This window comes from Vibrio sp. 2-Bac 85, assembly GCF_037546705.1.
GTDB lineage: Bacteria > Pseudomonadota > Gammaproteobacteria > Enterobacterales > Psychromonadaceae > Psychromonas.
In genome coordinates this window covers 423,348-438,100 of record NZ_JALAAB010000001.1, presented here as the reverse complement: position 1 = coordinate 438,100, position 14,753 = coordinate 423,348, and the positions used below count along the sequence as shown (strand labels likewise).

Here is a 14,753-nt window from a genome sequence, read left to right as displayed (position 1 = left end):
TAAAGGAAGTAAAAAACGTTTCGTTCTGCTTGTTGAAATTTAACCTACCTACGTTGAGTCTTAAAGTGATAACAACTATCTATTAAAGCCACGTCTTGTTAGTGAAATTTTTACGTAGCAACCATCGAATACTTCATTATTTTCTTTGCTATAAAATAGGACAGGTTTATGTGCGCTAAAGAAATGAAACAAAAAATAATAGATGTATCTAACCATGGAATTGTACCGAACACCGACATCACATTAAAATTGAGTCAATTATTATTTAAAATAAAGGGGATGGACGACATTAAGTTGTTTTTTCCTAAAGGGGTCTATCAATTCTATAAAAAACACGCGATGGAAGCATATAAAAACATTGCGAATCATGATGATGGTCTAAAACGTATCGCATTTTTAATTAATAATATGAATAGTTTATCTATCGATGGCGATGATTCATTATTTCTTTTTTATGATGAAGTCATTCCTTTTGCTGTTGATAAATCAAAAAATTTCACTATTAAAAATGTGAAAATAGATTTTATTATGCCATTCCACTCAGAGTTAGAGATTGTCACCTCTGATCCTGAAAAAAAGAGTTTTATCGCTAAAATAAATGCACAGCGTTATCCTTATAAAATTGAAAATAACAAAATATTATTTAAACGTTTTGAGCAATGGGTTCATGTTGGTCAAAACATTGCCTTTGATAAAAGTACAACTGCACCAATTTATAATCCTCCTTTATATGAAACAGTTGATTATCCTCATGCAATTGATCTTGGAAATGATTGTGTAGAATTCTCAAAACTAGGTGAAAATATACAACCCATTCCCGAAGGCGCTGTTTGGATCACTTATGGAGAAAGAACCTTAAACCGTCATATCCCAGGTATTCATATCATAGATTCTAAAAATATTATTTTAGAAAATATAACGGTACATACCGCGGGGGGGATGTCTCTCATTATTGAGCGAACTGAAAATATTAAATTATCACAATATTTTGTTACACCACCAAATGACCGTATGGTTTCGACGAGAGCGGATGCCACGCACTTTATGAATTGTAAAGGTGATATTGTTGTTGAAGATTGTAAATTAGATCACATGCTTGATGACGGCATTAATGTTCACGGTGCTTATGTCAATATTGACTCCTATATCGGAGATAATACATTCGTCGCTTCGATTAGCCATTTTCAACAGGAAGGTATTATTTTTGCTGATCCTGGAGATAAGGTTGCTTTTACTAATAAAGAAACTATCTCTTCTTTTTTTGAAACAACGGTGGAAGAAGTTAACATTATTAACAGTAAAGTATTTTTAATTCGTTTTGCTGAAGTACCGGATCCAATCCCTTCTTTTGAAATGACGCTTGAAAATTTAACATGGCAGCCGAATGTTGTTTTTAAAAATAATATTATAGAAAAAAATAGGGCTCGCGGAGCTTTATTGACCACAAAAGGTAAGGTTGAAATTACTGGAAATTATTTTTATAACCAAATGCATAATGTACTTTTGGTGGGTGACAATGACTTCTGGTATGAATCGAGTGGTACAAAAGATGTGACAATTCATAATAATATTTTCGATAAAGTGGGCTTTTCAGATCCAGATGCCTATCCATTATATGTATTAGTTAAATTAACCAAAGACCAAAAATATGGTGAAAAACCCTATCATGGAAAGGTGAGTTTTATAGAGAATCAAATTAATAGTCTTAATGGACTGTTCGTACACGGTAGTTCAATTGATAGCTTATTAGTTAGTAATAATAGTATCGTTTCATCTACAATTACTCGTGACTATCTAAGTCAGTATCCCTCTATAAATCTTAACTCTGTAAATAAAGCGGTAATTAAAAATAATCGTAGCGAGGGCTTTAACAGTGAGCTGTTAGTCAAACAGAGTAAGGTGAGCGAAGCTGTTGTGGATAAAAACTTGGGTTTCTACTCGACGAATTAACCTGCTTAAATATAACAATAAGCTGTAAATGATTAAATGTATTTGCAGCTTTAAACTAATTTATAACATGATCTTTCAATAACATCATTGAGTATGATTCAAAGCAGATCTGTTGTTTTTTATATGCATGTATAATTTTAACCCATTTCTGACTGAGTACCTTCTGCATCTTCCATTTCTATTACATTGTTTAAACCTGTTCAGGTTAAGTTTATCTAAAGGTCTTTATAAGCATAATATTCACTGTAATTCTGACTCTGTAAATTATCCATCACTCAAAGTCGAAGGAGATCTACTTGTTAGAGCCTATCGTTTATACCTAGATTTTTTTACAGCAGGCTGATTCTTTTATCTTCATAGGTATAGCTGTTCCACTACCATTACAACTAAATATTCTTTATGAACGTCGATATGACTCTGAATGCAGCACTTACTATGCGGAATCTAGGTGTGTTATATCTGAGCCAATTTTAAAATGCTATTTAATCGTCTTTGTTATCGAGATCAAAAAATTATTAAAAATAGAGTGAGTTAGGCTATTTTAAAGAGGTATTTCCCTCGTTATATTTATGTTTTGAAATTAAAAACAATGCAGACCTATTAATTATATTGATACCTTCCTCATTTATTCTTTATCCCTAAGATGGCCTATCTCAGACTTTTATCAAAGCAAAATTTGACCCAAATAAAAACGTGAGACACATCATTAATTAGAATTTTTGTACCTATAAGGTTAGTCGAAATTGCTCACAGATAAATTTTATCGATAGATGAATCCTTTTATTTTATAAAAAATATTGGGTAAATGAAAAAAACAGATGTTTTTTTTATTAATTATCAGAAATAAATTTATTAGTGATTTCTGATAATTAATAGGGACATAAACGTATGAAAAAAAGTTTTTTGACACCAAGTATTCTCGCCTTACTTTTTGCATCAACAGCGCATGCAGGGGCTGTGTATGAAACGCCTATCGGTACTATAAATTTAGGGGTAGATGCCGAGTTTGATTTTTCGAACGAATCGAATGTGAACAAAATAGAGCAAAGAACGGATAATGACGCTAAAATTTTCAATTCTGGCGGTCGTTTAAAGTTTCTTTTTGATGGGCAGAGAACGTTAGAAAATGGTCACTTTGTCGGGTTTAACCTTCACCCAATATGGAGACAAAATGGTAATGATAATAATGGTAATGCACATGAGATTACTCTTCAATTTGGTGTAGTAAATGATTGGTCTATTAAAGCAGGTCATTTTGAAGCAACGACGCTTTCTTATCAGGGGCAAGATACTTATTTTGTAACCGCGAACTCAACGGTTTATCGTGCAAAACAATTTCGTGGTCGTACTGGGTACCCACAAATTACTTTTACTAAAACACTAAATGATAATTTTGGATTTGAATTGACCGCTCAATCTCGTGACGATGGTAGTACTATGGTTGCCCGACCACTCGTTACTTATGATACAGACACAGTATCAATGGCATTTGGTTTTGAAATCCCTGTAGCAACCGATAGCTCTGATATAGCAGGAAAAGACGTCGCTTCTTTTATTACGGCTAATGACAATGTTAAAGATGATTTTAATGATAGCTCGAAGGTTGTAGATGATGGAAATGCATGGTTTGGTTCAGCGGTTACCGGTATTTATAAGGTGACAAATGATCTAGCACTAAATGCTCGTATGGGGTATTTATCTGATAAACGTATTAATGATAATGAAGCCACATCTTTCTCGATGGGTGTTGGTGCTCAGTATCAAAATTTTTATATAGCTACATTATATGGGGCAAGAAATGCGGACAAAAATGCTAACGATACAGAAGAATTAAGAATTTATACTTCCTATAAATTTCCAAGTGTTTTGGATCTAGAAAACTTTGATATATATCTTGGGGCTGGTTATACGCAAACTAAAATTGGCGACAATAGTAAAGAAAGTGCCATTGGTGGACGTGTTCGTCTCAAATACCATTTTTAACAGGACTGAAATTTAGAATGTCTGATATTTAACTAAATCTAAAAGCGATGGGCGTAGTCATCGCTTTTAAGTTATTAATTACACTCTTTAAGTATACATATATGAACAATAGATTAAAAAACGTATCACTTGCTTTGCTGATTTCAGCAACATCCCTCCAAGTTTTTGCAGATAATGGATATTACAAAGATTTTGAAACGTCTATCGTAAAAAACTTAGTGACTGATTACGACGTTGATAATTCTGATCAAAAAGATGATACACAAAAACTTCAATCTGCAATTAATGAACTATCACAAATGGGCGGAGCAGAGATTATTATCCCTGCAGGCGTATATTACTTTATGAATGTGGAGTTAAAATCAAATATTAAGTTATTAATTGATGAAAGTGCCAGCATAAGGCCTTATCTACAGGCGATGTATGATAATGGCGGTGATGCGATATTCAACGTGGGGAAGCATAATGATGAAGTTGTCAAAAATGTTGCTGTGACAAGTTTACAAAAAGACAAACGCTTTATCGTGCAGCTGCCTGCTATCACTAAAGTTTCCGGCGCGAATCCTGCTAAACCATTTAATAATGTTTACGGCATAAAAGTGTTTCATTTTTTCAATATTGAAAACTTTTTGACATCAAATATGAATATTTATGATAACAATACAAAATATTCAGCGATGAGTTTGAATGTAATATTAACCGATAAAAATAAAGCGAATAGAGGTAAGTTGCCAACAAGCGGCGATGTTAAAAACATCACTATTTATAACGCTGCATATGGTTATGGAGCAGTGCAAGCCCAAGCTGCAAATAAGGTCTATTTTGAAAATATAGAGTCTGAAGGTGGCGCTGCATTAAGGTTGGAAACGGGTTATGCTCCTATGAATAATATGCAGTTAGGTGGTGTCACTAATATTAAAGCCAAAGATATAAGGTGTATCAATGGTAGTGCTGCATTAACATTATCTCCTCATACGATTCAAACTAATGAGAATATAGAAGCACATAATATAAGTGCAGATGGTTGTAATTTTGCAGTCAGAATCGCCACTGGTTTTATTTCAAAGAAAAACACAATGGAAGGACTAAAACTTGGAGTATTTAAAAATGTAAGTATAGATGGGATCGATGCAACCTTTGGCTACCACTCTCAAATTTTACATAAAGACTTTTCTTTATTATCTAAAGACTTACAACGATATATATTCAGAACAGATAACGCGTTGGAAGCATTGGAAGGTCCGTCTATCTCTGCGGTTGGTTATGTTGGTGGCCCAGGTCAGCCAATAAATTATGAGGCATCGTTAACCAATATCAAAATGTATGGATTTAAAGCAGATACAAAAGAAATCATCACTCCCGCTGACAGAGGCAAGGTTTATACAGCAGAAGAATAAGCCAGTTTTGATAGGCCTTGATGCTAAGTAACCTCTGTTCTGGATAAGCAAAACGATATAACACCGTTATTTCCGCGTTAAATTATCTCTCAATAACCCGTTATTCCTTCAATAATTCGCCTTGAACTACAAAAAACTAACGGCACTGTATAGCCAAAAAAGATAATCTTATGATTTTAAATATAATTCCACTTTGATTAACCAGAATTGAGGTTAAAGCAAATATTACTTCGATTATTTGATGATGTTGAAAATGAAGCTCTTTTTGAATATTAGCGAATTAAAAGTGCTTATGATGTTTATTATTGGCTACCTGCTGCTTAATTTGTTTTATAAACTCATTAATTAAATGGCGACGCTGTGCATTAGGTTTAGTCCAAACACCTATATGATAATGCCAAATGGGCTCATTTAAAGGCAGCTCAACGAATCCTCTATTTTTGATTTTATGTAGCAGAGAGTTTGTTGCACATAATAATGCATCATTTTTCTTTACCAAAGCTAATGCAACTTCAATAAACCCTGTCTTGAGAATAAAGTTAATTGGGGGAGTACGCTCGCGTGATAATAATTTATTGATGCTATCAAGCATCGAGTTCGAACTTTGAAAACCAACCCAAGGATAATCTGAAAGCTGTTTTAATGAGTATTCCGATGATTGAACGAGCTTATGGTTTTCGTGGGCAATAATGCATAGGCGAGTATCCATCAGCGGAATAAAAGAGACATCATTATTTTCTACAAACGACTTACCATTCTCTCCCCCTAATACGATATCCAATTCACCTGAAATTAACTTTGGAATTAGATTTTCAATAGTATTTGGCATAATTTCTATATGTACATTTGGATACATAAATAAAAAATTAGAAATCATTTCTTTTATGGGGGTTTCCCAAGCAGGGCCTGAGCCAATTCGCAAAGATTCTTTTTCAGAAAATAAAGAGTTGATTTCAGATTCCATACCTTTCATCTCATTTTCTATCAGAATGCATCGCTCTATCATTATTTGGCCAGCTGGTGTTAATTCAACACCACGCGCTTTACGCTCAAATAGTTGAACTTTATAACGCTCCTCAAGGGTTTTTATGCTTCGACTTATTGCTGGCTGCGTAATGTTAAGAAATATGGCTGCTTGCGAAATAGAACCATGTAAAACAACTTGCATAAAATGAGTGAATAATTTTTCCATCTTTATTCTATTCCTGTGTTTGCCTTATTTATTACAATAATCATTTATAGTTGTATTTAGAGCACCTAAACAAACATGATTTTGATCATTCTAAGCAGTCGTTCTGATATTTACTTTGACGATTTATTAAATTTTAGTTTCTTAAAATATTCATTAATAGGGCCGGAGATTGTTGCGTTTCTAGTAAACCTTTCATGGTTTTCATATAAGGCGCACTATGTTTAAAAAAGTAAAACAGCCCTTCACAGAAATAGCTCAGATTATGTTCACCTGTAGATGAAGCAATGAATCGATGTTTTGGACAATCACCATGACATTGTTCTAAAAATGCACATGTTTTACAGTCTTCTGCGATTTTATCTTTTTTGTCTTCACCAAACTGATTTGCGTGATCGCTGTTATTCATGGTGGTTATTGATTGTTCATGAATATTGCCTAGCTTATGTTCGGGATATACATAATGGTCACAGTTATAAAGATCTCCATTAGCTTCCAGAGCAAAAGCATGGCCACATTTTTCACTAAAAATACATACCTGAGCAGGGTAACCACAGGTCGTTGCTAGGGTCGTTTCAAATATTTGTACAAACACCTTACCGATATCATTTTTTACCCAGATATCAAAAATACGCGATAAAAACTCACCATATTGAAGTGATGGAACTGACCATTTTGTTACTTGTGCTTGGCGAACAAAATCTGGTCCAATTAAACGGATTTCATTAGATTCTGCATTAGTATCTTCTCGTTCAACGAGTGGGATAAATTGAATATGAGGTGTGCCTAATGATTTTAGATATTTATACACTTTCTCTGGTTGTTTAACATTAAGGCTATTAACTACGGCTAAGATATTAAACTCTATTTTATGGCGCTTTAGCAGTTCAATGGCCTTAATGACTTTATGGTGCGTGCCTTTACCACTTCTTGTTACACGGTAGGCGTTATGTAATTCTTCTGGGCCATCTATAGATATACCTATTAACCAGTCATTTCTTTTAAATAACTGGCACCATGCTTTATTTAAAAGCAAACCGTTCGTCTGCATGACATTGACGATCTTTTTGTTTTTAGCATATTTTTTTTGTAGTTGAATCGCTTTCTCATAAAACTCAATACCAGCTAAAGTCGGTTCACCACCTTGCCAAGCAAAATCCACAGTATCGCTTGATTGCGCTTCTATTTGTTGGCGAATGAAAATTTCTAGTGTTTCATCATCCATAAATTTTTGCTTGGATTCTGGATATAATTTATATTTTTCTAAATAAAAACAATAAGTACAGTCAATATTACAGGTAGACCCCGTTGGTTTTGTCATGACATGACAGCCACTATTTAATTTTTCCATATTTTATACTCACTATATTAAAAAGTTGCTAACACTACCTTTAGAAAATAAAGTCACTAAATCTCATTGATAAAAGTTAATTAGGTATTTATTAATAATATTGTACTTATACCCACATTGATTAAACGTGATATTAAATATTATTCTGATGTTTTTTTGTAAATGAACAATAGTGCTGTTGAGGAAGTTATTAATAAATACCTAAACGACAATGATGAGATTATTTGTTTAACGTTTGGCTATATTCCACAGGTATAACCAGTATATGAATGGATTAAATAATAAAGATGATGTAAAAAACGAACATACTAAGAGCGCGTCGATTATTATTAGAAATTATGTGATCTAGAAAGGAAATGCTTAGATCATAAGGTATCTCTCAGCCAAACAAAAACTTATGCTAATCGGTGGGACTTTAAGCCCTTTGATGCTTTAAGGGCGAATGCTTCTAGCTCTTCTTTATTCATAATGATCTATCTTTAATGTGATTAAGTTAATGATAGGCAATTTACAGGTTGTAGGACAGAGTCACTCTCAGGCCTAGCTGGTTTTACTCTTGTAAGTGAATTTTTTATTGTTGGTTACAAACCTAAAGAGATTTCTCTGAAGTACGATCCAAATAATTACTTTACGGTTGCATAGAAGCTACATATCAACTACGTAAAACTATATTATTGCAACTACCTAGCAATGCTAGTATTTCAAAACTAATACTATTATTGGTATATTTAATTGAATGGTAAGCTAGATAAGAATATTCATATTAAATAAACATTCAATATGATGAGTTTTAACTTTAGTGGTAATTCAAATAGTACTGTTTTACTTTAATTACCTAGGTAATAAATACGCTTTATTACAATTTTATAGTCACAAAGTAAGTCTCAGCTAAACCTAAATAATCAGCGTAGAAAAAAACACTATTTGAATTGCAACTTTAGTGTGAAATTATAAGTATATTAAAATCAATGACTTAATAAATTAAGACATAATAAGGCATTGATTTTTATCCAAATAATCACTATCGTGGTTCGAAAATACCAACTACTTAGTTAACGGAGCTTCGCTTAAATGCATTATTTCTGGGTGCCATTTTTACCCATGTTAGGGATTATCGTTCCCTTACTAACCAATAAACTGAGTCGCAGCGCATGTACGCTGGCAACTGCGTTGTTACCAGCGCTTGCCCTTGGTTTGATTCTTCTTGATTTGCCAGCGATATTTTCTGGAGAGTCTTTTAGTAAGAGTGTTGATTGGATCCCCCAATTAGGCTTATCGTTATCGTTTCGGCTCGATGGTTTAGCTGCACTGTTCAGTATATTGATCTTAGGTATTGGTTTACTGGTCATTTTATATGCGCGTTACTATTTGTCTGAAAAAGATCATATGGGGCGTTTTTACTGCTATTTGATCATGTTTATGACAGCCATGCTCGGCATTGTTATGTCAAATAACATGCTACAACTCTGGCTTTATTGGGAATTGACCAGTATCAGCTCATTCTTGTTGATTGGTTTTTGGTCACATAATAGCGATGCGCGTAAAGGGGCTAGAATGGCTCTTACGATCACTGGTGCTGGTGGTTTAGCGTTGTTGGCGGGGATCATCCTATTAGGTCAAGTCGTTGGCAGTTACGAATTAGACGTCGTCCTCAACAGTGCTGAATTGGTAAAACAAAGCCCTTATTATATTGCAATTCTAAGTTTATTTTTAATTGGTGCTTTTACTAAGTCTGCGCAATTTCCGTTCCATTTTTGGTTACCTCATGCCATGGCTGCACCGACACCTGTAAGTGCTTACTTACACTCGGCGACCATGGTAAAAGCAGGTATTTTCTTATTAGCACGTTTCTATCCAGTATTAGCTGGTACGGAGATGTGGTTTGTTGTGGTTTCTTTAACTGGTCTATTAACTTTGTTATTAGGGGCTTATACCGCATTATTTAAACATGATTTAAAAGGGCTGTTAGCTTACTCGACCATCAGTCACCTTGGTTTAATCGTATTGCTACTCGGTTTGAATACTGAATTAGCTGCGATTGCTGCGATATTTCACATCATGAATCATGCCGTTTTTAAAGCATCATTATTTATGGCTGCAGGTATTATTGACCATGAATCTGGCTCCCGAGATATGCGTAAACTTAATGGGTTATGGAAATATATGCCTATTACCGCGACGTTAGCGATGGTTGCATCAGCCTCGATGGCGGGTGTGCCGCTGCTCAATGGTTTTTTATCTAAAGAAATGTTCTTTACTGAAACCTTAGAGCAAAGCATTTTAGGTGCTATGTCTTGGTTAATCCCTGTATTAGCGACAATTGCTGGTGCTTTCTCTGTCGCTTATTCACTGCGTTTTATTCATGATGTGTTCTTTAACGGTGAGCCGAAAGGTTTAACTAAAACCCCTCACGAGCCACCGCGTTATATGCGTGTTCCCGTGGAAATTTTAGTGACTATTTGTTTGTTGGTCGGTATTTTTCCTAACTATACTATTGGCCCGTTACTAGAAAGTACTTCTTTGGCGGTGCTTAACCATGCGCTACCTGAATATAGTCTTGCTATTTGGCATGGATTTAATCTTCCATTGCTAATGAGTGCGTTGGCTATTGTTGGTGGCGTGGCGATTTATTTGAATCGTAAACATTTATTCAAATTTGCAGGTATGTTCCCAGATATTGATGCAAAATTGGTATTTGAAGGGTGTATTCAAGCCTGTGTAACGTGGGCGCAAAAAATAACCATTAAATTGGAGAACGGTTCTTTACAACGCTATGCTTTTTGTCTCTGCTTCTTCGCTTTATTACTGATCGCACCGCCTTTGTTTGACCTCGACACAACGAGAGGAAGTATGCCTGGCACGCCAATAAATGGCGCCGTGATGGTTGCTGCCATATTGATCATTGCAGGTTCACTTGCAACCTTAATTTGGAGTCATTATCGTCTCATCGCTTTACTCATGTTGTCGCTAGTTGGTTTGGTGGTATCGATAACCTTCGCTTATTTCTCTGCTCCCGACTTAGCCCTTACTCAGCTATCGGTAGAAATTGTAACGGTGATTTTGTTATTACTAGCGCTGTACTTTTTCCCTCAGCAAACGCCAACTAGTAAAAGTCGACCTAGCCATTTTGTGCGTGACTTGACTATCGCATCATTAATAGGTTGTATTATTGGTAGTATTTGTTTTGCTTTAATGACCCATCCTTTGGATAGTATTTCTGCGTTCTTCTTGGCTAATGCAAAAGCAGGCGGCGGTGGAACCAATGTAGTGAACGTTATTCTGGTTGATTTCCGTGGCTTTGATACCTTTGGTGAAATAACGGTATTGGGGATTGCAGCATTGGGTATTCATAAGGTGATTGCTCGCATGCGTTTATCAATGCGCACTAAAGATTACGATGGCCGACTATGGGCTAAAGAGAAATATCCAGTATTATTATTGGTCGTTTCACAAAGCTTGTTACCCCTATTTTTGCTCATATCTGCTTATATATTTATGCGCGGGCACAACTTGCCTGGTGGTGGTTTTATTGCCGGTTTGATTACTTCCATTGCGTTAATTCAACAATACCTTGCACACGGTGTTGATTGGATGGCTAAAAGGGTGAGTATCAGTTATCACTATATGATCGCTATTGGATTAGCGATCGCTGGATTCACTGGTTTAGGTAGTTGGTTTGTTGAACGACCATTCTTAACCTCTTGGTTTGAATATGTTTCCTTACCTTGGATAGGTAAATTTGAGCTTGCGAGTGCATTGATGTTTGACCTCGGGGTTTATTTCACTGTTATCGGTGCGACATTGCTTATATTAGCGAGCTTAGGCAAGTTAACGACTAAAGAACGACTCACAGTAGGAGAAAGATAATGGAATTAGTCTACGCAGTTTGTGTCGGCTTCATGAGTGCCTGTGGCATATTTTTAATGCTACGTGGACACACTTTTACTTTAGTTATTGGGCTTACTTTATTGTCTTACGCTGTTAACTTATTTCTATTTGCCAGTGGTGGATTAACCATAGGCGCACCCGCGGTACTTAACAGCAGTGAAAATTACGCCGATCCGCTACCGCAAGCGTTAGTACTGACGGCGATCGTTATTGGATTTGCTATGACCGCTTTTGCGGTGATTTTAGCGATGCGAGGACGCGCTGACTTAGGTAGTGATCACGTAGATGGAATAGAGCCTTTTGATCCCCTATCTGAGGAAAAATCCTAATGAGTTTGTTTGACCATTTAGTTATCTTCCCAGTGTTAATACCTTTTTTTGTGGCTGTCACTCTGCTTTTTCCAAGCTTAAGCAACTCCTTAAGCCGACAACGTGTACTGAGCATCACCGCCAATGTTTTTCTGGTCGTGGTTGCCTTCTCATTATTATTCAAGGTTGAGCAGCAAGGTATTCAAGTATATGCACTTGGTGATTGGTCCGCGCCTTTTGGTATTGTATTAGTTGCTGATCTATTCTCGGTATTAATGGTGTGTTTAAGTGCTATTTTAGGCTTATCAATAACGCTATATGCAAGTGCCGGAGAAGATAAAACAGGTGCCTTTTTTCACCCTCTTATTATGTTCCAATTAATGGGTATTAACGGTGCATTTTTAACCGGTGATGCATTTAACTTATTTGTATTTTTCGAAGTGTTGTTAATAGCCTCATACTCTCTGATGATCCACGGAGGAGGAAAGCAACGGATACAGGCGAACATCCATTATGTATTCCTTAATTTAATTGGTTCATCACTATTTTTGTTTGCATTAGGCACTTTATACGGCACTTTAGGCACCCTTAACTTTGCTGATATGGCTGATAGAATTCCATTACTCTCAAACAACGAATTACTGATCGCTAAGTCTGGTGCTTTATTGTTATTGGCTGTTTTTGGTTTGAAAGCAGCGATGCTTCCCTTGCATTTTTGGCTACCAAAAGCTTACTCGACGACAAGTACGCCAGTAGCTGCGCTATTTGCCATTATGACTAAAGTTGGTATTTACAGTATTTGGCGGGTACATGGTGTGATGTTTGGTGACCAAGCCGGTGAACTCGCGAATATCGCCTTACCCTGGTTATGGCCGATTGCATTATTAACCATTGCTGTTGGTACGATTGCGGTACTCGCTAGTCAAAGTTTGCGGGTACTTTGTAGTAACTTGGTCATTGTATCCGTTGGCACTTTATTGGTGACCATCAGTTTGAATACGGTACAGGCTACTTCAGCAGGGATTTATTACTTGCTACATAGTACTGTTGCTTGTGCTGCTATGTTCTTGCTCACAGGTTTAATTCAACAACAACGTGGCCAAGCGGAAGACCGTTTTGTTGCTGCTAGAGCAATGCCACAGGCAGGTATTTTAGGCTTTATCTTTGTGTTATTGGCAATCGGTTTAATTGGTATGCCTCCATTATCTGGTTTTGTTGGTAAAGCATTGATTTTGCAATCAGTTACCAAAGCAAGTGAAGCAATGTGGGTTTTCCCTCTCATACTAGGGGGAGGGCTAATCGCTTTGATCGCCTTATCTCGGGCTGGTACTTCACTATTTTGGCGAACCAGTGGTGAAAACACCAGTGCACTAAAAGGGCATCCTATTCAGTATTTGGCCATTGGTATATTGGTTGCGTTACTGCCTTTGATGGTTATTTTTGGAGGACCAGTAAGCGACTATACACAATTGGCTGCAGAGCAACTTAAAGCAGGTTTAAGTTTACAACAACTTAATGAGGTCGCTAAATAATGGATAAATTACGTAAATTTGTTTGGTTTCCTACGCCTTACCACAGCGTATTATTATGGTTGGTGTGGCAAATTTTACATGACTTTAGTCGTGGTCATATGGTGTTAGGTGCGGTATTTGCGATTGTTATTCCTTGGATTGTCGCGCCTCTCAATGAGAAAGAAGCAGTAGCAAAAAAACCTATCAAGGCGGTGATGTATTTGTTTCGCTTGTTAATTGATATTGTTGCCTCTAATTACGATGTAGCAAAGCGTGTGTTGCAAAGCAATCGCGGTTTAAAGCCCGCTTTCATTGCGGTGCCTTTAGATATTAAAGAGTCTTTACCACTCACCATTTTTACCAGTAGTGTTTCATTAACACCCGGTACGGTGAGCGTTGAATTGTCAGATGACCGAACATGGTTATATGTGCATGTGCTGCACCTTGAAGATGAACAAGAGTTAATTAACCTTATCAAAGATCGTTATGAAGCACCTTTAAAGGAGATTTTCGGATGTTAAGTGTCGCTATCCTGATTGCTTGTGCGCTAATTTGTTGTGCTTTAGCGTTAAATACTTGGCGTTTAATTATTGGTCCTACTACACCAGATAGAATTATTGCCGTTGATACGATGTACATTAATAGCATTGCATTGATCATATTGTTAGGGCTTCACCAAGGCTCTGCCATTTATTATGAAAGTGCATTATTGATTGCGCTTCTTGGGTTTGTAAGTACTTCAGCTTTTTGTAAGTACTTATTACGTGGCGATATTATCGAATAAGGAAGGCAGATGACTGTATTTTTAGAAGTAGTAATAAGTGTTTTATTGGTGTTTGGTAGCATTGTTATGCTAATCGGTTCTATTGGCTTAGCAAAACTCCCAGATTATTTTACGCGCTTACACGCTCCCACCAAAGCCAGCACTCTAGGCTGTGCCTCTATTTTGATCGCTTCTATGATATTTTTCAGCGTTCAACTTGGTCACGTGAGCTTAAAAGAAATGTTAATAAGCATGTTCTTGTTGATCACTGCTCCCGTTGCGGCACACATGTTAGCGAAAGCAGGCTTGCACTATAAAGTAAAAATGGCTGATAGTACTAAAAACCAACATCTGGCTAAAAAAGCTTATTTACAACAACACCCTGATGACAAGTAACTCGTTCTTGCTGGCAG

The 14,753-nt window shown here is 36.2% G+C and carries 11 protein-coding genes; 9 read left to right on the top strand and 2 right to left on the bottom strand.

The window, feature by feature from the left end:
- Positions 1–168: 168 nt before the first annotated feature.
- The 3 genes from MT390_RS01875 (at position 169) to MT390_RS01865 (ending at position 5,330) form a co-directional block, all read left to right on the top strand.
- Positions 169–1,950 carry an alpha-1,3-galactosidase-related protein gene (locus MT390_RS01875; RefSeq protein WP_499439270.1) on the top strand — a complete coding sequence of 594 codons (1,782 nt, stop codon included), beginning with the start codon at positions 169–171 and terminating at the stop codon, positions 1,948–1,950.
- Between the two features lie 903 nt (positions 1,951–2,853).
- The gene (locus MT390_RS01870; RefSeq protein WP_499439268.1) at positions 2,854–3,933 is read left to right on the top strand and encodes a carbohydrate porin; all 1,080 of its coding nucleotides are present in this window, start codon (positions 2,854–2,856) and stop codon (positions 3,931–3,933) included.
- A 101-nt stretch (positions 3,934–4,034) separates the two neighbouring features.
- Positions 4,035–5,330: a glycoside hydrolase family protein gene (locus tag MT390_RS01865; RefSeq protein ID WP_499439266.1), complete on the top strand. Its 1,296-nt coding sequence runs from the start codon at positions 4,035–4,037 to the stop codon at positions 5,328–5,330.
- Between the two features lie 280 nt (positions 5,331–5,610).
- On the opposite strand, the gene MT390_RS01860 is transcribed toward MT390_RS01865, so the two are convergent.
- Together MT390_RS01860 and MT390_RS01855 are read right to left on the bottom strand one after the other, a co-directional pair.
- Positions 5,611–6,522: a LysR family transcriptional regulator gene (locus MT390_RS01860; protein WP_499439264.1), complete on the bottom strand. Its 912-nt coding sequence runs from the start codon at positions 6,520–6,522 to the stop codon at positions 5,611–5,613.
- Positions 6,523–6,655: 133 nt separating this feature from the next.
- On the bottom strand, positions 6,656–7,870 hold the full coding sequence (locus tag MT390_RS01855) for an anaerobic sulfatase maturase (RefSeq protein ID WP_499439263.1): 1,215 nt from the start codon (positions 7,868–7,870) through the stop codon (positions 6,656–6,658).
- A 1,071-nt stretch (positions 7,871–8,941) separates the two neighbouring features.
- On the opposite strand from MT390_RS01855, the gene MT390_RS01850 reads away from it, so the two are divergent.
- From MT390_RS01850 to MT390_RS01825, 6 genes are read left to right on the top strand one after another with little or no spacing between them, the layout of a single operon-like run.
- Positions 8,942–11,737, top strand: coding sequence for a monovalent cation/H+ antiporter subunit A (locus MT390_RS01850; RefSeq protein ID WP_499439261.1), 2,796 nt, complete (start codon positions 8,942–8,944; stop codon positions 11,735–11,737).
- Positions 11,737–12,087, top strand: a complete 351-nt coding sequence (locus tag MT390_RS01845; RefSeq protein WP_166368695.1) for a Na+/H+ antiporter subunit C — start codon at positions 11,737–11,739, stop codon at positions 12,085–12,087. Before MT390_RS01850 ends, MT390_RS01845 begins: the two co-directional genes overlap by 1 nt.
- Positions 12,087–13,598 (top strand): monovalent cation/H+ antiporter subunit D, encoded by a 1,512-nt coding sequence (locus MT390_RS01840; RefSeq protein WP_499439259.1) that lies wholly within the window; start codon positions 12,087–12,089, stop codon positions 13,596–13,598. The genes MT390_RS01845 and MT390_RS01840 overlap by 1 nt, the downstream gene beginning before the upstream one ends.
- Positions 13,598–14,098 carry a Na+/H+ antiporter subunit E gene (locus tag MT390_RS01835; RefSeq protein ID WP_499439257.1) on the top strand — a complete coding sequence of 167 codons (501 nt, stop codon included), beginning with the start codon at positions 13,598–13,600 and terminating at the stop codon, positions 14,096–14,098. Before MT390_RS01840 ends, MT390_RS01835 begins: the two co-directional genes overlap by 1 nt.
- On the top strand, positions 14,092–14,361 hold the full coding sequence (locus MT390_RS01830; RefSeq protein WP_166368689.1) for a K+/H+ antiporter subunit F: 270 nt from the start codon (positions 14,092–14,094) through the stop codon (positions 14,359–14,361). The genes MT390_RS01835 and MT390_RS01830 overlap by 7 nt, the downstream gene beginning before the upstream one ends.
- Positions 14,362–14,370: 9 nt before the next feature.
- The gene (locus MT390_RS01825) at positions 14,371–14,736 is read left to right on the top strand and encodes a Na+/H+ antiporter subunit G (protein WP_166368687.1); all 366 of its coding nucleotides are present in this window, start codon (positions 14,371–14,373) and stop codon (positions 14,734–14,736) included.
- Positions 14,737–14,753 lie beyond the last annotated feature (17 nt).

What these genes read in the sequence shown, in the direction of transcription:
- MT390_RS01875 (WP_499439270.1), top strand. Translation starts at nt 169, where the DNA reads ATGTGCGCTAAAGAAATGAAACAAAAAATAATAGATGTATCTAACCAT.
- MT390_RS01865 (WP_499439266.1), top strand. Translation starts at nt 4,035, where the DNA reads ATGAACAATAGATTAAAAAACGTATCACTTGCTTTGCTGATTTCAGCA.
- MT390_RS01860 (WP_499439264.1), bottom strand. Translation starts at nt 6,522, where the DNA reads ATGGAAAAATTATTCACTCATTTTATGCAAGTTGTTTTACATGGTTCT.
- MT390_RS01855 (WP_499439263.1), bottom strand. Translation starts at nt 7,870, where the DNA reads ATGGAAAAATTAAATAGTGGCTGTCATGTCATGACAAAACCAACGGGG.
- MT390_RS01850 (WP_499439261.1), top strand. Translation starts at nt 8,942, where the DNA reads ATGCATTATTTCTGGGTGCCATTTTTACCCATGTTAGGGATTATCGTT.
- MT390_RS01845 (WP_166368695.1), top strand. Translation starts at nt 11,737, where the DNA reads ATGGAATTAGTCTACGCAGTTTGTGTCGGCTTCATGAGTGCCTGTGGC.
- MT390_RS01840 (WP_499439259.1), top strand. Translation starts at nt 12,087, where the DNA reads ATGAGTTTGTTTGACCATTTAGTTATCTTCCCAGTGTTAATACCTTTT.
- MT390_RS01835 (WP_499439257.1), top strand. Translation starts at nt 13,598, where the DNA reads ATGGATAAATTACGTAAATTTGTTTGGTTTCCTACGCCTTACCACAGC.
- MT390_RS01830 (WP_166368689.1), top strand. Translation starts at nt 14,092, where the DNA reads ATGTTAAGTGTCGCTATCCTGATTGCTTGTGCGCTAATTTGTTGTGCT.
- MT390_RS01825 (WP_166368687.1), top strand. Translation starts at nt 14,371, where the DNA reads ATGACTGTATTTTTAGAAGTAGTAATAAGTGTTTTATTGGTGTTTGGT.